The 24,016-nt window shown below is 41.2% G+C and carries 11 protein-coding genes; 5 read left to right on the top strand and 6 right to left on the bottom strand.

All coding sequences use genetic code 11. From position 1 onward, the window contains the following. Nucleotides 1-240: 240 nt before the first annotated feature. Entirely contained in the window at nucleotides 241-2,508 is a 2,268-nt protein-coding gene (locus tag CWC03_RS08945) for an aminotransferase class V-fold PLP-dependent enzyme (RefSeq protein ID WP_138581549.1), read from the bottom strand. 255 nt (nucleotides 2,509-2,763) lie between these two features. Between CWC03_RS08945 and CWC03_RS08940 the strand changes: the two genes are divergently transcribed. Beyond that, nucleotides 2,764-3,666, top strand: a complete 903-nt coding sequence (locus CWC03_RS08940; RefSeq protein ID WP_138581547.1) for a sulfite exporter TauE/SafE family protein — start codon at nucleotides 2,764-2,766, stop codon at nucleotides 3,664-3,666. A gap of 267 nt (nucleotides 3,667-3,933) precedes the next feature. Further along, complete coding sequence (locus CWC03_RS08935) at nucleotides 3,934-6,345, top strand: TonB-dependent receptor (protein ID WP_138581546.1); 2,412 nt, start codon at nucleotides 3,934-3,936, stop codon at nucleotides 6,343-6,345. A 102-nt stretch (nucleotides 6,346-6,447) separates the two neighbouring features. On the opposite strand, the gene CWC03_RS08930 is transcribed toward CWC03_RS08935, so the two are convergent. From CWC03_RS08930 to CWC03_RS08915, 4 genes are all read right to left on the bottom strand, one after another. Further along, nucleotides 6,448-7,323, bottom strand: a complete 876-nt coding sequence (locus CWC03_RS08930) for an AraC family transcriptional regulator (RefSeq protein WP_138581539.1) — start codon at nucleotides 7,321-7,323, stop codon at nucleotides 6,448-6,450. A 121-nt stretch (nucleotides 7,324-7,444) separates the two neighbouring features. Beyond that, the gene (locus tag CWC03_RS08925) at nucleotides 7,445-8,647 is read right to left on the bottom strand and encodes a response regulator (RefSeq protein ID WP_138581537.1); all 1,203 of its coding nucleotides are present in this window, start codon (nucleotides 8,645-8,647) and stop codon (nucleotides 7,445-7,447) included. Nucleotides 8,648-8,693: 46 nt separating this feature from the next. Further along, nucleotides 8,694-9,899, bottom strand: coding sequence for an EAL domain-containing response regulator (locus CWC03_RS08920; protein WP_138581535.1), 1,206 nt, complete (start codon nucleotides 9,897-9,899; stop codon nucleotides 8,694-8,696). Nucleotides 9,900-9,930: 31 nt separating this feature from the next. After that, nucleotides 9,931-14,616 carry an ATP-binding protein gene (locus CWC03_RS08915; RefSeq protein ID WP_138581533.1) on the bottom strand — a complete coding sequence of 1,562 codons (4,686 nt, stop codon included), beginning with the start codon at nucleotides 14,614-14,616 and terminating at the stop codon, nucleotides 9,931-9,933. A 70-nt stretch (nucleotides 14,617-14,686) separates the two neighbouring features. On the opposite strand from CWC03_RS08915, the gene CWC03_RS08910 reads away from it, so the two are divergent. From CWC03_RS08910 to CWC03_RS08900, 3 genes are all read left to right on the top strand, one after another. Continuing rightward, nucleotides 14,687-15,172, top strand: coding sequence for a GAF domain-containing protein (locus CWC03_RS08910; protein ID WP_138581531.1), 486 nt, complete (start codon nucleotides 14,687-14,689; stop codon nucleotides 15,170-15,172). Nucleotides 15,173-15,477: 305 nt separating this feature from the next. Continuing rightward, on the top strand, nucleotides 15,478-16,368 hold the full coding sequence (locus CWC03_RS08905; RefSeq protein ID WP_138581529.1) for a cation diffusion facilitator family transporter: 891 nt from the start codon (nucleotides 15,478-15,480) through the stop codon (nucleotides 16,366-16,368). Between the two features lie 120 nt (nucleotides 16,369-16,488). Then, the gene (locus tag CWC03_RS08900; protein ID WP_138581527.1) at nucleotides 16,489-19,272 is read left to right on the top strand and encodes a hybrid sensor histidine kinase/response regulator; all 2,784 of its coding nucleotides are present in this window, start codon (nucleotides 16,489-16,491) and stop codon (nucleotides 19,270-19,272) included. Between the two features lie 44 nt (nucleotides 19,273-19,316). Here the strand turns inward: CWC03_RS08900 and CWC03_RS08895 are convergent, their stop codons facing one another. Next, complete coding sequence (locus CWC03_RS08895; RefSeq protein WP_138581525.1) at nucleotides 19,317-23,804, bottom strand: EAL domain-containing protein; 4,488 nt, start codon at nucleotides 23,802-23,804, stop codon at nucleotides 19,317-19,319. Nucleotides 23,805-24,016 lie beyond the last annotated feature (212 nt).

The raw sequence follows: 24,016 nt of genomic DNA, 5'->3' as shown, positions 1-24,016 counted from the left end.
AGGAAAAAGCTAAGTTGTGCTTTAGCAACAATGAGTTGGAACATTCCTTATCCAAACCTCAGGTTAAATAGCAAAATTTTCGCTTGGTTATCGACAAGATTTTCTCGCCTCAAAATAGATCTCTTGATTAAGCTAATTGGTATTCGTCATTTTTAGTATTCATACGGTAGTGATGAAAAGCGAGATCAAAAAAGCCCCATAGCAAGCGCTGTAGAGGCTTTAGAAAGGAAATAGGGCAGGTTATGCTGAAGGGATGAGTGCATATCCTCCTTTTAAATGTCCGATATTATTAAAGCCAAGTCTTGCCAGCGCTTGTGCGGCTACTTGTGAACGACTGCCGCTACGACATACCAGCACCAACTCTTTCGACTTGTCTTGGCTATGCTTGCAAATAAAGTCTGTAAGGCGGGTGAGGGGCACATTTTGATCAAATGCTCTGTCGTGGTTGAGGGCATATTCATGCGGTTCACGTATATCAATTAACAGTACACCTTCGTTGTTAGCGATGTGAGCATTAAGCTCTTGTGTGGTGTACTCGTGCAGTTCAAATTGGTTTTTATTGCAAACCGTTGCGCCACACATGATCTCGCTGCCAGCCTCATCAACAATGTTTTTGTCTATTTGTGCCTTTTTCTCGACAAATATATCAACAGTAATGTCATGTTGAAGTACACTATTTAATAGCAAATTACGATTACACTCTGCTGCTAGGGTGGTTGCAAACTCATTGTTGTAGTCGTGGCTTGGACATAACAAAGTATCGGTTTCGATAAGTTGGGCAAGTAACTGAATACTGCGCAGCATCGCTTCTGATGAGCTGGTGGAGAAGTTAGTTCTACCTAGCGCCCCCATCAGGATTAGATCACCACAAAAAACGTATCTGATGGTGTACTCACCTTGCTGTTGCTCTAATAGCATAAAGGTGACGCTATCTTCTGTATGCCCCGGGGTGGCTAGTTTTGCAAGATGGTAGTGACCAATAGCCAGCGCTTCAAATGACTGGCCTTTAAATTCAATGTGTGTAGCTTGAGTAGGCCAGCCTAAATGGTCGCATGCTTGTTTTGGTAAATTCAGTGCGGTTCGACTCGATTCGTGATCGGCGTGCCCATGAGTATCAAGTGCGGCGAGCAGTGTTAGCTGTTGGCATTCCAATATCGTATTAAGACGTTCTACCAGCTCAGGAAGTGGATCGATAATAATCGCCGTTTTTGACTGTTTATCAGCAAACAACCAACAGCATGCACCACCCACTTTAAATTGTACTAGACCGTCAAGTGCTTCTTTATTGTTAACGCCATTCGCCGCTTGCATGAGACAGCTATGACCGAGAGCCTGAGCACAATGGAGAATGCGCTCACATGCCGCGTCTATTTCAGTTTGGGTTGTAGCAGGGCCAAAAGACAGTCGAATAGCTGATTCGCTTTGCCATGCAGGGAGCCCCATGGCATCTAGTACAAAACTGCGCGTTACCTTTGAACTGCACGCAGAGCCCGAGCTTACGCGGATGTTTGCTGCGTCGAACAAATCCATGATTTCTTTTGAGCTAAATCCAGGAATTGCAAAGTTTAGTGTAGTTGGAACGCTATTATGAAATTGATTATTAAAGACAATTGTTGGGAACGCATCTTTGAGCGTTTGCGCCAGCTGATTTCGAAAATCGTGTAGTTTATCTACGCTTGCAAATTGGCTGTCATTTTCTTTTAGCAGTTCGTCAAAAATCACATTCAGTGCGGCAAGGCCTGGCAAGTTTTCTGTTCCTGAGCGTAAACCGCTCTCTTGACCGCCGCCTGCAATAAATGGCGTAAACGGCGCAGTTTCTCGAATATAAACAAAACCGATGCCTTTTGGTGCATAGAGCTTATGGCCGCTAAAAGGTGCGTAGTCAATTGTTGTTCTCGCCAGGTTTAAGCTACGTTTGCCCAGCGCCTGCACACAGTCAACCATCCAAAAAATATCTGGATTATGCTTTCTTATTACTTCTTCTAGTTTGTTCAAGTCTTGATATACACCGGTTTCATTATTAACAGCCATAGTGCAAATCATTAGCGCATTAGGCACTTCATTGGCGATAAACGCTAAATCCAGATTACCTGCACCATCAACCGGGATGGCTTTGACATCGGCATTAATTTCTAAAATTTGATTCCAATGTTTGAGTGATTCAGGCACCGCTTTGTGTTCAGTAGCCCCGTAAAGTAGCGTATATTTTTTGTTTGGCTGTATCTTCTTTTTTGCTTCACAAAGGGCTGATAGTATGCCGGTCTGGATGCCTTCGGTTGCACCACTGGTAAAGATCACTCTACCATGACCGGAACCTAAAACAGCACGTGCTTGTTGGCGAGTGTGCTCCATCAGTTGCTTCGCTTGAAGTCCAGTAATATGGCTGCTGCTGGGGTTGCCAAACATGGTTTTCATGGTAACCAATGCAGCGTCTGCTGCTTGCTCTAATACAGGGGTTGTTGCATTAGCATCTAAATATATTTGAGGTAACACCGTTTCTACTGTCATGACTGAGCCTTTAGGTATAAGCAAATTACCGATATAACAAAAAGTAATAAGTAATTATTTATAGTTATAATAAGGGAGATAGGCGTGCGTTTCAACTATTGAGGATGTGTTTCTTGCAGACTAGATAGAGTGATGTTTAATGTAAAATTAATTTGAAAAAAATGTATTCATCATGTTTAATTGCGTTCGCTCAAAGGCAAGGTGAGCACGGTAACCGTAATGGTAAGGAAAGGCTCTTAGAGTAATGGATGAATGATGTTGCAACGAATAACAAAACCGACAATGTGGCCGTTATTTTTTACATTGGGTGTGTACGCTACGTTGATCTGGGTACAAGGCTTTTATCAGGCGCTTGGCCAAATTATCAGTGAATCCCATATTGCGCTTACCATGGCGCTGGGTTCGTTTGTAGCAGGTGGAACGGCATTAGGTGGTGGCGCCGTTGCGTTTCCTGTGATGACTAAATTATTAGACATAGACCCCGCTACTGCTAAGGTATTTTCTCTCGCGATACAAAGCTTTGGTATGACAGCGGCGACCATTACTATTTTCTGTCGCCGTATTCCAGTATATAAAAACGTTATTTTAATGGCGTTACCAATGGCTGCACTTGGTGTAACGCTCAGCCTATTGTATATCGCACCTCTAGCACCAAGGCTCTTAGTTAAGTCTATTTTCAGTTTTTTGTTGCTCTGCTTTGCGCTAACGCTGATTTTGAGATGGTGGCGTAAGGCACATCATCAACCTAGCAGTGAGTTTATCCAACCTAAAATGCTACGCTTTATGGTTGTAGCATTAATCGGAGGTATAGCGAGTGGATTAGTAGGGTCGGGTGCAGATATTGCACTCTTTGCTTTATTAGTGATTGCTTATAATGCCGATGTGAAAAAGGCGACTGCGACCTCTGTTGTGGTGATGACATTTACCTCATTAATTGGAAGTAGCATCAATGCGTGGCACCTCAATACGATCACCAGTGAAATAAATGGCTATTTGTTAGCGGCAATACCGATTGTAGTCGTTGGTGCTCCGTTAGGCGCTTATGTTTGTTCAAAAGTAAAAGTAGGGCATCTGGTCAGTTTTCTTTTAGTCTTAATCGGGCTTGAAGTGAGCTTTACCTGTTACGAGTTATATCCAACGCTGCTCGAATTGTTTTAATCTAATGCGGTTTACAAAATTGTGTAAGCCGCGAAGCAAGGAGATAACGAAGTTAGATTATTCTTGCTAAATGAAAATACCCATCCGTTACACTCTATTATCATTTTTACGTGTATTGCAAAAAACATTACAAATTTAAAATGTAAATGATAGTTGTTATCATTACTATTGTTTTGCTAAACTTCGCCACCTCAGTGATAAATTATTTTCTGAAATAGGTATTTGGCTTATTTCACCACTATCCAATTGTGTAGTTTGGAGTTAAAAATGCAATACTCTCGCTCTTCTGTTCTTTCCGCTTCTTGTATTGCGGTTAAGTTAGCTTTACTAGGTGCTAGCGCAACCGCTTTCGCTTCTGAAGACATAGAAAAAATCAGTGTTTATGGCAAACATAATAACATTATTCTGCAATCTGGTACTGCAACCAAGTCTAATATGGATCTTATGCAAACGCCTGCGGCGGTTGTTGTTGTTGACAAAGAGCTACTAGATTCGCAAAGCGCAGCGACTTTGCAAGAAGCATTACGCAACGTAAGTGGTTTGTCTCAGGCTGGTAATAACTACGGCATTGGTGATTCACTCATGGTCCGTGGTTTAGGTGTGAACTATACTTACGATGGTATGTATGGTGGTGCTGATTTAGGGAACAGCTTTAACCCAACACGCTCCTTAACCAACATCGAGAGTATTGAAGTGTTAAAAGGTCCTGCTACAGGCCTTTATGGCATTGGTGCAGCGGGTGGGGTAGTTAACCTAGTTGAGAAAAAGCCTCAATTTGAACAAGCGCTTGCAATTAACGGTAAAGTGGGCGCATGGAATACTTATGGCTTGGGCGTTGATTTTACAGATGCAATTACTGATAAGCTTGCCTACCGTGTTGTTGCAAACCATGAGCGCAGCGACGGCTATCGAGATCTAGAATCAAATAGAGACGAAATCTATGCAAGTTTGCGCTTTGAACAAAGCAGTGAACATTCTATACTATTTTCAACAGCTTATATCGATGACTCACAACAGGTTGATTCAATTGGCGATCCGGTGCGGATTATTAACTGGGATAGTATTACGGGGCAACCTGGACTTGTTACGGCTGATCGCTTGCCAAATGACCAACAATATGATGCCGAGAAAGGTAAATGGTTAGGTGTTCAATTGAATGATGAACAGCGCGCGCAACTTGCTGAGTCAATCCGTATCGGCGATGGCCTAAAGCCTTTCAATCTTGGCGATGGAAATCTTATTTCTCCTCTATCTCGCCCTAATGAGGGTGAAGAGTTACGGATAAAGCTTCGTCACGATTGGTATCTAAATCGCAACTCAAAGCTAACACAGCAGATATTATGGCGTAGTTACGATTCAGATTTTGTACGCCAAACGGGTGCGTACAATTATGTTTATTGGGAGCGCAATGGTGTGATCAATGCAAACCCAAGAGCCCCGCTTGTGATTGATGATGTGTTGTATCCTTATGCGGCTCGTCGGCAAGAATATCGCCGCCAAGTTGCCAGCGAAAAAACCTGGCAGTACTTTGCTGATTTGCAGCTAACTTGGGATATGGGCTCTTTGAGCGGAGAGCACTTAGTCAGTGTTAACTATGAAAATCGTGATATGCGCTTAAAGAGTTGGTCTGCCTATGATGCCGATGGCAATGGTTCAGTGCCTTACATTTTAGATATTCGCAACCCAAATTGGCCAACGGGTGATTTCGAGGATTATAATCCCTCTCTACGTAGTAACTACGATAAAACGCTTACGGCGTATGGTATTAGTGCACAAGAGGTGGTGTATATCACTGACGCATTAACTGCTCGTGCTGGTCTTGCATATACTAGTTTGGAACAAAAATATCAGCATTTAGGAACAGAACGCTCACCTGAAGAAAGTGAAGAGCTTGATACAGATGATGCGGGTATGACGTATAATCTTGGTTTGAATTACCAAGTGACTCCTCAGCTGTCTGCTTTTGTAAACATAGCAAAAGGTCGTACAGCATACAGTGTACTGGGTAGCCTAGAAAATGAAGCTAATGCAAACCGTAAAAATCGACCTGACTCGGAATCTGAAACGTTAGATATTGGTGTGCGTTTTACTGCCTTTGACGAAGACTTATTAGGGTCATTAGTGTGGTTTGAAACAAAACGTACAAATCTCATGTATAAAAACCCTGAGTACAATGATCAGCCTGGAGAAGACTACAATGTGAGTGTTCCACACTATTTCTTTGATGATGAAGATGAGTCAAAAGGTGTAGAGCTAGATTTAAATTTAGCATTGAACGACCAAATCAGTGTGAACATGAATGCAACCTATCAAGATGCTGTTGAGATCCGTTCAAATGAGCGCTCAGGCCAAATGAAAGGGGTACCAAAAAAGTTTGCCAGCACGTGGGTGAAGTATACTCAACCTATGGAATGGTTTGGTGGTGCATTAGAGTATAGTCTTGGCATTAACTATGAGAGTGAAAGAACAATTAACTCTGTGTCTTTCGGTCTTCCAACAGCGACGATTGATGGTTATACCCGCTGGGACGCAGCAATTAAGTTCGATGCCGAGCAGTTCGACATTCAGCTAAACCTAGAAAATTTAACTGATGAGCGTTATTACAGTAAAGCATTGTTCCTAGGTGGTATGCCGGGTAATGAGCGTAACGCTAAGTTGAGCTTTAACTATAGGTTCTAATCGGTTCGAAAAGAAAAGGAGGGAAGTCCCTCCTTTTCTTTCTAAGCAGTCGATGCTTAGTCACGTTTAGATTAGTTAACCCCTTAACGGGATAAAAATCAGTTATTGAATGTAACAAGTGATACGAGTGAGAAGCTCGTGTGGTGGTGTCTCCCTGACATCATTTAAGTACTCTTCGATGACAGGTACATCAGTAGGCTCAAACTCACTGTTGGGTAGCCATTGTCCAAACAGATATTCGTACGGCGTTTCTAAAGAGGCATAGTCTCCTTGGTAGAGTAGGTTCGCTGTTTTGCCTTGTGGAATGGTGAATTCACAAAACCCCTCGGGGAGGGTTGCTGTTGTCTTTGGCACTAAAATTGTCGCCATTGATTTCAGTTTACTTTCTTCGACCGTTTTTGGGTCGTCAAAATACACACCAAAGAAACGCGTTTCTGCATCTAATAAACCTTGTTGTTGCGCCAGTAAGTTTAACTTTTCAAATGCCTGGCCAATTTGCATGTAATCACCATGATGCTCAAGTCCGATCAACGTCATTTCTTCATTACTGCTAATTTCTACATTAAACATATTCGAATCCTCATCTGCCTTAATAATATAAAATTCGGCTGCATAGTCCTTTAACTTGGTCTGTTCACGTTGACGGAACAGACTAGGTGGTTGCTTGTATCGTTGGGAAAACGCTCGGCTAAATGCTTCAATACTTGCGTAACCTGCTTGCTCAGCCACCTTTGCAATGGAGTCTTGGGTGCGAATTAACATACCTGCGGCAACATGTAGTCGCATTCTTCTCACGGTTGCATTGATGGTTTCCCCAGCGATTGAGCGATAAACGCGGTGAAAGTGATAGGTCGACATATGGCATTGATCAGCAAGCGTGATCACATCAAGTTCGCGATCAATATTGTTATAGATATAATCAATAACAATATTTAAGCGAGTAATGTAATGGCTTAAGGTCGTTGCTTTTCTAGTCATGGTTCACTTCATTGTTGGTTTATGCGGCCAATTACAACTTCGTAACTAACGTTAGAGCTGATATGGCTTATCATGGCAGAACCCGATTTGATAATGTTTGCTGATTTGTACTTTACGCAACTTAGCGGTTTTCCGTAAGTGCTTTTTCCACAGCTTTTAGAATAGATGATTTGGTTGACGGTTTGGTGATGTACCCTGTGAGTCCCAAAGACGCCCACTTTCTGATTATATCTTTGTTCTTATTGCTGGTTAGCGCAATAATGGGAAGTTTTCTGCAATGTGGAATATTGCGAATATTTTTGGTTGTGTTGTAACCATCTAGCTCGGGCATAAATAAATCCATAAATACCATGGTAAATTTATGCTTTCTCAATGTTTTTATAGCGCCCAACCCACTGGTTTCACAGTCTACTTTATATCCCTCATCACGTAAAATTTTCGCTATCATTTCACGATAGATTTCATTGTCTTCCACCACCATTATTTTTATTTCTTCTTGCTTGGTTTCAAGCGCCTTTGGTTCACTAATGTTGACTTCGCCAGTTTCACCAACTGGCAATACATTCTGAGCCAACTGCGCGCATCTTGAGTTGTCTTTTTCGCTCAGCAATGCCGTAAGTTCTGCGATAGAAAACTGTTTGTCTTTTAGTCTTTTTGTTAATTCATGAACACTATCTGCTAGCTGGTGTTCTAGCTCGTCTAATAGTGGCGATAAGTGTTTTTGTTTCAATTCATTTAGCAAGTCATCTTGAACTTTGTTGATCCCTTTTTCATTATCTAGATTTCGTCTTACCGTCTGTAGCGTCTCATCCGCTTTTTGATGGTATAAGGCTGCATCATCAATCAGCTGCTTTAATTTATCATCAATGCGGCCAAAATGCTCTTCTCGGATTTTTGTGACCTCAGATGAGCCCTCTGTGCGAACTAGGGCGTTATGTAGGATCATCCGAAATCGGTAGTTCTCATACATAGGTTTGTAGACAAAGTAATCGGTAAAAATACCTTTCATACAACACCGAAAGGCCACGCCTGATTCTTTATTTTCACACAGTAAAATATTTTCATGAGCATAGTTAAGTAAGCCATGCTTAGCGAGCAAACTATAGATTTCGACACTTTTTGCTACCGTTCTTCGAGCAATAACAATGACGTCAGGTGGTGACTCGGTTAGCACTTCAGCTACTTCTTTATGACTTGTTAGTGTGCGATATTCGCTGACTTGAGAAGCGACTATATCAACAACACCAGTCATTTCAGCGGGATCGTCGCAAATAATAATCACTTTTGGATGTCGTTGTGCGTGTTCAACGTCTTTTTTATGCATAAATTCCCTCTGACTATGAGAGTACAACAAAGCCTATTAATTTTAATTATTTACTAGAATGAGACTTTTGCAATGCGGATTCTGACACAGTTTGCAAAAACTCCGATGGCGTACAAGGGGGGTAATAATAATAGCCTTGGACCGATTCCACTTCGTAACTCTGTATAACGACTAGGTCCTCAACCTCTTCGACACCCTCTGCGACGACCTCTAGCCCAAGTTGATGCGCCATTTCACAGGTACTGGCAATAATGACACGCTTATTGGGTTGTGTTGAGCAGCCATCAACAAAGCACCTATCTATTTTGAGCTCATCAAAAGGTAGCTCGCTAAGTTGTTTTATTGAGGAGTAACCCGTACCAAAGTCATCTATCGAGAGTTTAAAGCCTTTAAGCTTCAGGCGCAGTAACACGTCAAGCGCACGCTTGATGTTTTCCAGTAAATGGCTTTCGGTTAACTCTAAAGTAATTTGAGAGGTAGGGGTGCAATATTCTTCACAAATGGACTCGAGCTTTTCTGGGAGTTTTATGTCTTCGAGTTCTTTTACGCTCAAATTAATACTGAATTGAAGCGCTCTAAGAAGGTCTCGATTATAGCTAAGCAACGACAAAGTCTGTTTTAACAAACTATATGAAAGTAAGTGAATAAGATTATGTTCTTCCATTGTTGCGATAAACTGTGAAGGGGGGACTGTGCCATCGGTACTATGATGCCATCTTGCGAGCACTTCAGCACCAATGATTGCACCGGATGGACTTGCGACTTTAGGTTGAAAATAAGCACAAAACTCTTCTCGTAATAACCCCTCATAGATCTCATCTTTACTATAGTTTTGTAACGCATGTTGGGATCTTGCGGGGGTACCTCTGGACTGAAGTTGACTATAAAGCTCTCTTAGCTTAGCTACAGAAAGTGGCTTTTCTAAACTGGATATAATATTGAGGCCATGCAATTCAGCCAGGGCAGCGGTATTTCTAATAAATAGGTCTTTTTCGCCGCTTAGCAATGCGATAGGTGCTTGAATGTTTAGTTCGGCAAATTTTCTTAATATCTCAACGCCATCCATTTGTGGCATGTTGATATCGAGTAAAATAAGAGAAGCCTGATGGAGCTCTTGACTTTCTAATGCAGATGCTCCACTGATAAAACCTTTAAAAAGACACGGTGTTTGATTGGCAACCAACAGCTGTAATTGAGTGAGGATAAGCTCACTGTCATCAATTGCAATAATAAGGTGCTTATTATCTATCATACATACTAAGCCTGAGTTATGTAGCACACGATCAAGTTAGATCTTCTACATTAAGTATAGAAGCGATTTCAGCTTGTGCACTATCAAAGAGTGTTAGACACTGATTTAACAAGCCTTCGACTTTGTTAAAGCTTCCGTCGCTTGCGGCTCGTTCCAATTCAGCCATCTTTTCAGAAAGTCGTGTTGCGCCTACTGCCTTGGCGGAGGTTTTTCCTTGATGTGCGATACTCTCGATACTGTCAGGATGTTCTATGTTTGCCGCTCGCAAAAGTTTTTTCGTGTCGTCAACAAAGCTTCTTAAGAAAATACTCTGTAACTCTCTATCTGTACCTACATATTCACTGAGTATCGCTAAGTTGATATGTTTGGTTGGCGCATCGAGCTCTTCCACCAGTGAGGGAGCATTATTCGCTTCTTGGCTGCTTGTTGAAATGTTGAACGAAAACCATTTTTTTAGCTTTTTGTTTAATTTCTGTAAGACAATGGGCTTTGAAATGTAATCGTCCATCCCAGCGTTAAAGCAAATATCTTTCTCACCGTCTAACGCATTAGCTGTTGCCGCAATGATAGGGATGTGCTCTAGATTACCTTCGCGTTCATGCTCGCGACGCTGTTTTGTGAATTCATAACCATCCATTACAGGCATATGGCAATCTGAAATAATGAGTGAAAAGTGATACTGTTCGAGCAGCTGTAAGGCAACTTTACCATTGTCAGCGATAATGCATTGATAGCCGAGCAGTGCAAGCTGCCTTTTGAATAAATCCTGATTATAAACATTGTCCTCAACGACTAAGATAAGCTTATTCAGTGCTTGTGCTTCATTAATACTTGGTACGGTTATGGATTTTAAGTTTTCTCTATTTTCGTTATCTGAGTCACATTCGATTAGCCCTTCTAGCGAGGCTATGTGTGAGACAACTTTATAGGCATAGTAAGGATATAGCGCTAAATTTGACACTCGGGTGTTGTTATTGGACGGCAGTTTATCCTGATTATTATCCAGTAAAACATACCTGCAACTGCTTTCAGCAATAAACACTTCTTTTCCTTCGGTTGTCAGACGTTGAAAAGCTTCGGCAGTAATGATGAGATAATCGAATTGTTGGCTATCAATCAGCTGGGCATTAAAAAGTTCTCGAGGGAATATTTCGCACTGTGCTTCGTATATTCTCAGCTGACTTTGCAGGTCCTTTTCAAACTTGTCCTCGTCTCCCACTACGGCAATTTTAAGCCTATCTAACGTTAGCACTAAGTCGCTAATTTGCTTTGGGACTTCATGGTATGGCAATGTGACAATAAAGTTGCTGCCGAAATCCTCTAGGCTTCTACATTCAATTTCTCCCTCCATCATGTTTACGAGCTTGTGAGTAATGGAAAGTCCAAGACCCGTGCCTCCGTATTGTCGCTGAATACTGCTATCTGCTTGGACAAAGGGCTTGAAGAGGTTGTTTACTTGTTCTTCAGACATGCCTTTACCATTGTCTTTAACACTAATTTCCATCAAGTTGTTATCGACAGAGCGGCCAATTGTAACCTCTACAACCCCCACGGCGGTGGCGGAAGTTTTGGTGAATTTTAGTGCGTTACCGACCAAATTTAATAAAATTTGCCGTAACCTGACCGGGTCTCCTAATTGCCAAATGGGCAATTGTGGCGAAAGGTAAAAAGCAAGTTTGATTTTTTTTGAATCTGCTTGATATGCAAGTAATTCAGCGATTTCGCTGATAATCTCTTGCCAGTTGAATGGTGTTGATTCAAGCTCCATTTTACCCGCTTCAATTTTTGAAAAGTCCAAAATATCGTTAATTATTCTGAGTAACACCAGTGCTGAGCTTTTCGCGACTTTAGTAAGGTGAGACTGCTCATGGTTAAGATCCGATTGAGCGAGAATATCCAGCATGCCCACTACGCCATTCATCGGCGTTCTTATCTCATGACTCATTGTGGCTAGGAAACGTGATTTTGCTTTGCTAGCTTGTTCTGCTTTTCTGCGAGCTTGCTCTAACTCATCTGAGAAGTTTATGCTCTTAGTAATATCATTTTGATAGATAAGCGTGTACTTCCCTGATTCTGTATTAATGTTTTTTACTAATACGTTGAACCAATACACTTCGTTTTTAATATGGTATTGACAGGTTGTTTGTGCTTGGTAAGACGTTTGGTGTTTCGATTGCTCAAGCATGTCTAGCAGGCCTTTGCTATCGACTAACGGCAGTTGCGCAAAGAACTGGACGATGTCTGTACCTTTGTTGATAGTGTTTCCCATAAACTGATATTCAATATTAGAAGTGCTTTTAAGGTGCTCATTAAACTGATTTAGCATAGTAATTTGCTGTTTTTCATCAATTAACAAGATAAAGGCAGGAAACGAATCAATGGCTTCTTGAAGTAGCTTCTCAGTAGACTTTTGGATCTTCAGTAGCTGTTGTGCAGAGGTTCTTTCCGCCTCGGCCTCGTGCATTTTTTCTAGCGCTTCCTTGCGTGCGGAAACAAGCTCTTTCTGTATTCTTTTTTGACGATTACTTTCATTAACTTGATTGGTGATGTCTTTTACAACTCCAACAATAAAATGTGTATTTTCACTGGAATAATACTTTAAATTAAGAATAACAGTTAGATACCGAGTCGAAGATTCATCACTTAATGTTAATTGAAACTCACGGGACTGTTCATGAGTTAAGGAACGTAGGTTTGAGTGTAACTTCTTTCTATTAACTCTATCGAGTGACTTTACGATTGGCTTTAAGTCGTAGTAATCATCATTGTGTAAACTAAACAATGCTTTAAAGCCCTCAGAAGCATGCGCAAAGTATTGCCCCATAGGCATTTCAAAGCTGCCAATTACGGCAAGCTTTTCAGAAGCATTGAGGAGTGTTTGGCGTTTTTGAATTGCATCTTTTGCGGCCTGTTTTTCTTTTCTTGCTTTTTGTTGAGCGCGATAACTAATTATTAAACCAAACAAACAAAATGCAACTAGGGCTAGCACTTGCCAAATAAATTTTATTTCTATCGTGTAGAGTAGGTCTTTATTGAAAGCTTCATGTGAATAAGCATAAGTGCCTAATTGAAGCTCTTGATCCCAAACTTTTGCGCTCAAAAAACCGGTTGACTTATTGCTATTAAATAGCAGTGGAGCTGATTGCGGGAGGTTGCCATCTATTTCTATAGTTGGTAATTCCTGCAGTGTGTAGTAGCCAGACGCATTTTCAAGGCGAGTATTAAGGTTTAACTCTAAGTTGCCAAGTAACACGTCAAGTTGCGTTTCATACCAATACAGCGTGTCAGTAAGCCCAGAGTTGGAAAGCCCGAGTCCCGTCATAATCAGTATCCTATGACTATTCTTCCCTGTTATCACTTTTGTGACAATGCCACCACGCAGCAGGTTATCTTGGTTTTGTGAGTAGAATGAGGTTATCTGGCTTTTTTTTAAGTACTGAGTGTCATTAAGATCGTTGAGGGCTAAAGTTTGCAATTGAGCATGCTCAGCAATGTTGGGATTGATACTCGCTTGTTTGAGTTCTTCAATCATTGGACTATACCACAAGGTCTTTAGGTGATTTATTCGTTCCAAAGGTTGATTGTTAAGTTGCCTCAATGTCTGCACTTGAGATAAATATAATAGATGCTTTTGACTAGCTGAATGCTCGACAAACAATACCGCAAGTACCGAGGAAAAAATGACGATGAGCTGAGCGGTTCGTGCTCTGAGTGGTGCAGTTCTATATACTTTTAATTCGGTAAACGCTTTAATTAATAGGCTGATGAGAATGAGGTAAATAACAGCGATAGCGAAAGATGTAATAAGTGAAGCCTGTGCTTTTTGTTGCGACTTTTGCATGCGTTCAGAAGCCGAACTTTTCATATAGGACAATAAATTTAAGCTGCCATCGGTGAGGAGAGTAAGATAAGTGGTACTACTATCCCACCACGTATAATGCGAGAGGTTATTTTCCAGTCCTTGATTAAACAGGTGTAGGGTTGCTGCCATAACACTAAACTCGTCAGAGGCTGTAGCGACATTGTAGAGCTGCTCTGTATTATGATTATCTTTCAGGCTTTCTAAAAGGGTAATGTGGGTAGCATAGTAGTGTAGTGCGCTTCTCATGGCACTTAACTGGATATTTTCTTCATCCGCTGTTAAGTACCGGCTAATCTTAGCTCTAAATCTACCACCTAACTCAATCGCTCTGATAAGCGAGTGAACCTTTTGAAACTGAGCATTGTTTTTGTTATTACTAAAAGTATCAATGTAGGTTTGTTCAGTTTGTATAGTACGTACAGTATCTGTCAGGTAATTGATCAAAATAGTGTAACGTAGGAACAGCTGCTCATGGTCGAAATCAACTTGTCGACTGAGCTTTCTAAGTGCTTGTACATCCTCTTTTAAAGTTAGTTGGAACTGTTCAAAGTTTTGGATGCTAGTAAATTTTTCTGCAGCTAGCCTGTGTATACTTGTGTCCGTCTCTTGGTAATATACCTGTAGCCGCGTGTTATGCTCGTCTTCAGGCATGAACCCTGTCGACATTCCTCTCTCACGCTGAAGACTGAATATTACTTCAATCGCCTTATCAAGTGCAGAAAGGTTGTTGTAATAATGAGTTAGGCTTTTATGAACAATTCGGCTTTTGTTGAATTCGTTAATTTCGAGGTAAAAACCGCTCAAACAGATTAGGGAAAAAATGGTCAAGGTGATTAATTTTAGATATTTGCTCACATCTGCCACCTGCTTTATCTCATAAAGCAAACTATAGTAGAAATATAAACTGTGTCTAATTAAGTACATTATGAAATCCCCAGAGCTACCCGATAACGAATATGCCCGGCTACACGCCCTTAAGGAACTGGCGGTACTGGATACTGTTACGACAGAAGAATTAGACAGAATCACCCGATTTACTGCCCATGTATTTGATGTCCCTATTGCACTAGTTAGTCTTGTTGACAAAGACAGGCAATGGTTTAAGTCTCGCTTTGGACTGGATGTTGAGCAAACGCCTCGTGATATTTCATTTTGTGGCCATGCGATATTAGAAGATATGGTATTCGTAGTTTCTGATACGCTAAAAGATCCTCGTTTTATGGATAATCCTTTGGTATTAAACGCCCCATATATTCGATTTTATGCTGGTGCTCCTATCATATTGTCTAGTGGTTTTCGCATTGGAACCGTATGTGTTATAGACGTAGAGCCCCGAGAGCTGAGCGAAGCTGATTGTGAAATTCTCAAACAAATTGCAAACGACGTAGTGACTCGATTGGAGAAAGTTTGATTGTATTTTGCCGTAAGAAAAAGCGATAAGCGCTAAAATTTTCCATAAAGTCCGCCGTTACAGCCGCAAATGTTAGTGCATTTAGCTCGTGGAAGCGTTACAATTGAGACTGTATATCATTGCCATTTAGGGCAATGTTTAAACGATAACTACGTATGTTTCTAAATCTATTTCTGTGTTTTTGAATCACGGCTTTTTCCTAAACGGCATAAAAGATAAGGTGAGGTGCATTTAGTGAAATGGCTCCATCTTATGTTGTGGTTGTACGTAGCGTCTTATATTAAATTAGGTACACGACTCATTTCATGACAGATATCACGACGCATCAAGCTTCTCGCAAAAGACTACTGATTGCGCTTGCAATCACCTGCTCTTTTATGATCATTCAAGTTATTGGTGCTTATTACGCTAATTCTCTCGCTGTGTTAGCTGATGCTGGACACTTGTTTGTTCACAATAGTTCCTTATTTATCGCATTGATAGCGTCAAGTGTGGCAGTTTATCTTGCTAAAACATATAACGACGGTTACAAGCGTGCTGAATATACTGGCGGGCTTATCAATGGCATCCTCTACCTTTCAATTGCAGTAATTATTTTACTCGAAGGGAGTGAGCGGTTGTCTCATCATGTGGGCGGTCATGAGCTAGAGGTGAACAGTTATTTAATGTCTATAATTGCTGCAATTGGGTTTTTGTTTCACGGGGCTTCTGCTTGGGTGTTGTACAAAGGCCGTAAAGACAGTATTAACGTCTATGCTGTTTTCTTGCACTCATTTTTTGATTTACTGTCCACCATATCGACATTTATCGCAGGTGTGATCATACACCTTACAGGCTGGGAGGTGGTTGATATTCTCTCGAGCATGCTGATTTCCGTCTTTGTCTTGTTTACAGGTATTAAGGTGATAATTGCTTGTCTTAAAGGGCTCGCTACACCTCCAGAAGTTTTGCCTACGGTTCAAGAAGTTGAGAGAGCGATTGTGTCTACTGAGCATGTTGAAAGCGCCCATAATATTACGGTTAGCAAAATTGATGGAGCGGTTGTCGTTGGTGCACATGTGGTATTAAAACATCACTGCACTATCGAATCTCATGATTCAGCGTGTCGTGTTGAAGTGGAAGAAGCGTTGAAACATTCCTTTAATGTACTGAGTAGTGTACTACAAATAGAGAGTCATGACTGCCCTCATCATTAAGATAAACAGGCCTCTTAATGTGTGATATATTTTTTAGTTATTTGTTACATTACCTTGGCAGGTTTTAAAATATTTTTTATTGTTATACATAGGCAGTATCACAAACCGGTGGTGTAACATTTGAATCAAAAGCAAGCGCTCATCATAACTTTAGTCTTAGGTGTACTAGGCGGGCTGGCCAATCTGTTGCCAATTTGGTTTTTGGATAGTTCTGAGTTCCTCTTTGGCCAGCTGTTTGTGCTATTTGTTCTGTTACTATGCGGATGGCGCTATGCCATTATTGCTGTGATTATTGGTGCCTGCTTTATTTGGTATCGATGGGAGCATGCTTGGCCTTCTGTGGTTTTTTTCTTCGAAGTGTTGTGGCTTCATTTTGTTTGCGTCCGTTTCGCCAAGCCATTTTTTGTTCGGGGTATCGTTTATTGGGTTTTGTTGGGTTTACCTGCATTATTTATTTTTGGCTATTTTGCCCTCGAACTGCCGTTACTCGTTATATTCACGGCACTGGCTAAGTACCTAATCAACGCTGGTATTTGTCTCGCCGTGGTCGACTTGCTGAGCTTTTTCTTTACTCGCAGTAAGTGGCAAGGGATGCCGCTCAATCAAATTCTAAATTCTACCGTTAACCTTGTTATCGTTTTGGTTGTATTGATGACAACCGTTGTATTGACAAACAATTACTATAAAAGAATTGAAACTGAGATAAAAACACAGCTCGAAGAAGCCTCTGGTTCTATTGTCGCTCAAATTGATGACTACCTTGATGCATACCGTCGCGCGATGGTGATATCCGCCTCTGATGTGTCTCTAGGAATCAATGCTGATTATGTCATTGAGCGCTTACTAAAGACACATGCTAATTTTAGAACGGCGATTGTTGCTGATGAGCAGGCTAATGTGACCCACCTTTATCCGCAGCATTTTGCTGAGTCGATGAGGGGAACAAACGCCAATGTGTCAGATAGAGACTATTTTATTAAAGCACCTGAACACCCTGAAGGATTTGTGTCGGGCATATTTCAAGGGCGTGGTTTTGATGAAGCGCCTATCGTAGCAATTTCAGCACCAATCTTCATCGCTGAAGAATTTAAGGGGATTGTGGAAGGGTCTTTAATATTTGGGTCATTTGAGCGCTTTATTCCAAAAATTCTTGCTGAAGATGCTAATTTGATTGTGCTGGATAAGCACAAAAGGGTTGTCTTTAGCTCGTTAAAGGCCGAATTTAAAACCCTGGATATGCCAAGTGATGTGGTGTTACAAGCCTTATTTGATAAAAAATCCTCAACATTTGAAGATTCTACCGAGCAAATCTTATTTAAACAGGCTGCGATATCTAAACAATATGGATGGTCAGTTATCACTATGCTTGACCGTAAATATCTTAACTTAGTTGCTGCTGAAGCTTGGTCAGATGCATTGGGACTTGCGCTTGCGATTATTATATTAAGCTCTATTTTTGTCCGTCAGCTCACTCGGTTGTTGGTGCGTCCAATTGTGGCGCTCAGTCAAGATATTCGTGCTTACGAACCTTCAACTTTAATCGAAAATTCGGCCAATGCAGATAGCAGCTTTTTAGAAATAATTGAGTTGCAGCAACAGTTCAATCAGTTGGCGTTTAAGCTAACACTGAGTTTTACAAAACAAAATCAAGCCAGCTTAGAAAACGAAAGGCTTAACCGCAAACTTACCGACTTCAATCGTGAGTTAGAGCAGCAAGTTGCTGAGAAAACGGAAGAGTTAACCAAAGCGGTAGAAGCTGCTAACGCCGCCAACCATTCTAAGAGTCGATTCCTCGCAAACATGAGCCATGAAATTAGAACGCCGTTAAATGGAATTATCGGTATGTCGGATAGCTTGATCAGAGAGCAAAGCCTTAATAATGAGATGGCAGATCAAATAACAATTATACGGCAGTCTGCAAAGAATCTAATGCTTATCCTCAATGATATTTTGGATTATTCTAAAATTGAGGCGGGGGCTTTGAAAATAGAGCGTCGAGTTGTTAACTTGCAAGAAATGCTAGATAGTTTGGTCAGCATCTTTAAAATTTCCAATGTCAGATATGGCGTTGAGTTTAAGTACGAAAAGGGTATTGAACTACCTACATATCTTGAGTTAGACGAACTACGCGTATCGCAAGTGGTAAATAATTTACTCAGCAATGCTGGAAAGTTTACCAACAAAGGACAGATCACATTCTCCGTCCATTATGAAAGCGGAATATTAAAGTTTACCGTTGCTGACACTGGAATTGGCATTTCAAAAGCGCAACAGGAAACTTTATTTCATGAGTTTACACAGGCGGATCTTTCAACCACAAGAAAGTTTGGTGGCACCGGACTTGGCTTAGCTATTTCTAAAAAACTAGTTGAAGCGATGCACGGTGAAATAAAGGTTCAAAGTGAACTTGGGCTTGGTAGTCAATTCTATGTAGATATCCCGGCCTCAAAAGGGCAAGGAGTTAAGAGGGAGCAACAAGAAGTTGGACCTCCTGATTTCAACGGCCTTGATATTCTATTGGTAGAGGATAATAAAATTAACCAAGTGGTTGTTGGCAAGTTGCTCGAGAAAACGCATTGCTTGTTAGATAAAGTGGACGACGGAGTCGAAGCCTTAGTAGCGATGAAGGCGAAGAACTATGCCTTGGTTTTAATGGATTGCCAAATGCCGAATATGGATGGTTTTGCTTGTACCAAAGCAATAAGAAATGAGCCAAATATTTACGGCAATCCACATATTATTGCGATAACAGCCAACGCTTATGAGGAAGATAAACAAAAATGTATCCAGGCTGGCATGGATGATTTTATTGCAAAACCCATTGATATTAACGAACTCTATCAAAAACTTAGTGAGTGGCGGCGCTCAGAACTGCCTGATAGTGTAACGCTAGATAAGGGCTAACGCATCACAGGTTGGCCCGCAGGATTAAAGCATTAAGCCAGAGATCAAGCTCGTGAGCGTTCATGCTGTTCGTAAAATGCCAGTAAATCGTCAATCGCCATAGGCTTTGCGAAGTGATAGCCTTGCATATATTCACAGCCTACGTCTCTTAAGTAGTTAAGCTGAGATTCTGTCTCGACACCTTCTGCAATACACTTCATATTTAGGCTCTGTGCCAGTAAATAAATGGTTCTAATGATAGATTTATTCGCGGGTTTTGCGCTCATGTTACGTACAAACCCTTGATCAATTTTTATGATATCAAGAGGGAACTCATTCAGGTACGTAAGTGACGAAAAGCCAGTACCGAAGTCGTCGAGTAGTAATATAAAGTCTGCCCGCTTCATTTCGTTGATAGTGGCCCGCGCTTTAACCATATCAGACATAAAGATTGACTCTGTGATTTCAAGTCTTAAACACCGATTAGTAAGACCATGCGCTTTTAAAATTTCAGTAAATTGATGTGCAATGTCTGAGCGTAAAATATGAACTGCACTTAAATTAAGAGATAAATAAAAGTCGGGTTCTTGTGTAAACAATGGGCGCAATTCTATTAAGGCTCTGATAAGCGCTTGCTCAGTCAAGGTTTCAATCAAACCACTTTCTTCTGCGATTGGAATGAAATCGCATGGAGGAACCAACATATCATTATTGCGCCAGCGCATAAGTAATTCGACGCCTGCAAGCTGGCCTGTAGTGGTATTGATGATAGGCTGATAGTGATTGAAAAACTCACCGTCTTTTACCGCCGTTTTCATTGCGGTCTCTAACCGAAGCTTTTTACTGATCTCTTCATTCATTGACTCAGTAAAGAACTTGAAAGCATTTCTTCCTGACTGCTTTGCATGGATCATGGCGATATCAGCGTTACGGATCAAGGATTCTGAGTCCGGTGCATCGAATGGATAAACCGCAACGCCAATACTGGCCGATACACTCATGGTGATGCCATCAATTTCGATACGTTCGGGTATGTGCTTCACTAAGCGGGTAACTACTTCACTCACATATTCGATGCTAGGGAAGGACTTAATTAGCACGAGAAACTCATCGCCGCTCTGTCTTGCTAAAATACAGTTATTGTTAATTTGCTCTTTGATTCGTTTGGTTATCGCGACCAGTAACTTATCGCCGATATGGTGTCCGTAGGCATCATTGATTGGTTTAAATTTATCTAAATCTATAAAGAGGAGGGCGCAGCTTTGCTGTGTGTTGTTTGCATTAAACAGTGCAAATTCAATATGCTGTAGCATCAAGCTGCGATTTGGTAGCTCCGTCAAAGCGTCGAAATTGGCGAGATATCTAAGTTCATTCTCGGCTTTTTTCTGTTCTGTCAGATCGGTGACAACGACCACGAAGTATTGTAGGTTCACGTTGTCCTTGGAAATCGCGCTAATACTAAGTTGAACTGGGTGCACTTTATCCCAGCCGTCTGTAACTTGAACTTCCTGTCTTAGATATTGATTCGGTCCAAGAGATTTTAAACTTGCAATTAAACTGTGGAACTTCTTTTGTCCAATGGCATTAACAAAACGCTCAGTCGTTAAGTCGTTTAATGCCTCGTTTTCCTGCAGCTGAAACGCTCTACAGAAGCTACTATTAACTGAGATGGGCTGTAAGTTAGGGTCTAAAATCAAAATCCAATCGTTTACTTGGCTGAAGGCCTCACCCAGCATATTGGCGCGCATCTGGTTCGCTTTTTGCGTGGTTACATTGGTATAAATACCGTGTAGTTCAGTGGCTTTACCTTGTGAGTCAAATTCTGCAACTTGACCAAAGTCGTGAAACCAGTGCCAATTATTGTCAGCGCAGCGCAGTCGGTAAGATAGAGAAAGCTGCTCTTTTGTTGGGTTAGAGATAAATTTCTTCCAAGCACGTTCGACAAGTTCTCTATCATCCGGGTGAATGGCGTTATAGTGCTCTTGCAGCGTCATGGTATCACTCTCAAAGCCAAGCGCTTCAGCCCGCTGTTGTGTGATCTGACGTGCAGTGAGATCCGCCGACCAAACACCGCTTTTGGTTGATTTCAACGCCAGCTTTGTCTGTCTTCCTGCATGCGTAACAGCTCTAAGTGCTGTTTCAAGCTGACGTTGTTTTTGTTTGTGCTTAATAACGATAAGCAATATCAGCGCGAATGCACTTAGACTGTATAAGATTAATGCAAAAGGTGAGCGCCATGGTGAATGAGCCACGTTAAAGCGCAAGTTAAGTGCGTTGCTAAGGTCTTCACTGTTAAGTGAACGCGGTGCAATGATTAACTGATAATCACCAGGGAGTAATTGATTTAGAAATACTTTATTGCGTTTTAAGTTTGAAAACGTAAGTGCACTTGGGCCATGTAAAGAAGCTTGGTATTGAATGTGGTGGTCGGCATTGAAGTCAAAGTCAGAAAACTGCAGCTCTATGCCCATGTCGTCAAACTTAAAATCAAGTGCTTGCAAAATTGCGTCAGGCGCTAAGTAGGTTTGATCTCTGCTTAAAATATCCATTTGAGTGATCAGAAGTGGACGGCGCTTAACAGCGCTGTCTGAAAACTGCTCCGGATCGAAAGTGATAGAGCCGTTGACCGTACCGAACATCAGCTTGCCAGATTCAAGTGCTGCTGCAGCGCCGCCGTTAAACTCAAGAGTCGGCAGGCCTTGATTCGTTCCGAAAGTTTCCAATACTTTATCTATTGGGTCAAATTTAAACATGCCGCGTTGACTGCTGGCCCAAATCATCCCATCTCTATCTAACAGGAGGTTGTATACAGCATTACTCATCAAACCTTGTTCAGTCGTTAGCCTGTATTCTTCGATGTAAGTATCTTTATTGATCCCGACAAGACCTTCGGTTGAGGTTGCCAACCATAGCGTTCCAGCTCTATCTACTACCCAACTATTAACGGCTGAGACCAAGTGCTTATCTGATTTGTTGTAAATCGTTGTTAGGGTATCTGTTGACTCATCGTATTTGACCAAACTGATGTCCGTACTTATCCAATATTCATCATCGGTTGCATCTAAAGGCGGCAGGAGCAAAAAGCTTTTTGCCGCTGCTAGCTGTTTTGATAATCCCTTTAATGCGCGTACAGTATTGGTGACTGCATCATATTCGTAAAATCCATTGCTATTGATAAATGGAAACTTACTCTCTGAGTACTTAGCGATACCCCAACTATATGGCTCAAGTTTGTCACCACTTTCAAGCTTAATTGGGCTTAACTGTTTAGTGTATATATTAAATAGCGCAGTCTCTTGAGTTGTTTGGATTAAAAAGGTATCTTCGTCGAAATGTGAAGAATCAAAAATAGAGAATACAGCATCAGCTCCGTACAGTGCTTTTGAATCTCTATTTTGCAGGTAGCTAGATTTCAATTGGCGGGTGTTTAAATCAAACTCGTTAATGCCGTTATCCGTACCAAGGAGCACCGTGTTTTTGCTGGTAGGATGAATGAACCAGATATTGTTATTGGCAAACCTGTCTTGAGTACTGATGAATGTGGTAAAACGCAGCGAGCTGGAAGGCCATAAATATGCGCCATCGTTATATGTCCCCATCCATAGGTTGTTGTTTCTATCTGCATAAAGCTTAGTGATACTGGGGTTGGTGAGGCGATACTGTCCCTCGGTTAAGGAAAGGACTTTTGAGCTAGTTTTTTCTCTTCTATCAATAAGAAACAATCCATGCTCAGTAGCAATAAACTCGCCATAGGGCGTAATTTGGTGTCCCCAAATATTTTTCTCAGGAACAAGCTCATAGCTTTTTGAAGCAACCAATGCTTGGTTACTGACTGGAATGACAAATAAGCCTTCTACAGTTCCAACAAGCAGTCCCAACGATGGGTCGCGTTTGAGTAGTTTAACATCATGACTGAGTTCTGATTTTGAATCTGTGTAACTTATTTGCTCTACACTACCGGTTGCAAGAGAGTAAGTGAACAGGCCTTCTGTGGTACCAATAATGACAAAGTTACCGATGACATTTATAGCGCGAATATGACTACTTGGTTTAAAGTGAGTAAGTAATTCTGACTTTAACGTATTGGTGTCCAATGTGTAGAGGTCACTTTCAATGGAGAAGATGATATTTTCTCGATGACCAATTGCTGTGGCGATGGGTTTTGAAACTGCGTTGCTGTCTTGGCGTTTACCGTCGTAGATTTGTTGAATTGTGTAGTCGTCAACATTAAGTAAAAATGCGCCACCGACACCTGTAGAGATCAAAAGCTCATCATTCGAAATATTGAATAGCCCAACTATTTCTTGCTCATCAAGACCTTTTGAAGCCGCGATACTAACGAGTTGGTTGCCATCATAGCGGTTTAACCCTTGAAGAGTACCTATCCAAATGAAGCCATGTTTATCTTGTGTTATCGCGGTGATTGCAGACTGGCTTAACCCTTCCTCCACAGAGAAACGAGAAGTATATTGTCCAAAGTTATGGGCTTGGCTAGGCGCGACTATGCAACTCAAAGAAAATAATATAAAAAAACACAATAGCGCTTGCTTCATTAAAAGACCTTTATCTATCCAATCTCATTTAGTCCTTTAACAACATGTTACCAAATCAAACTAAGCTGATCCGCGCTAATAAAACTGTTAGCGGTGACGCGCAGTCTAGCGGAAATACTAGATTGAAATCAACTTAAACCTTGGTTTTTATGCGATTTATTTAACAATTTATACATGTTTAAGGTTTGTCATTTGTAGCAAATAAAACAATC

This window comes from Pseudoalteromonas sp. S2755 (genome assembly GCF_005886535.1).
Lineage (GTDB): Bacteria > Pseudomonadota > Gammaproteobacteria > Enterobacterales > Alteromonadaceae > Pseudoalteromonas.
This window is presented reverse-complemented; position numbering and strand designations above follow the sequence as displayed.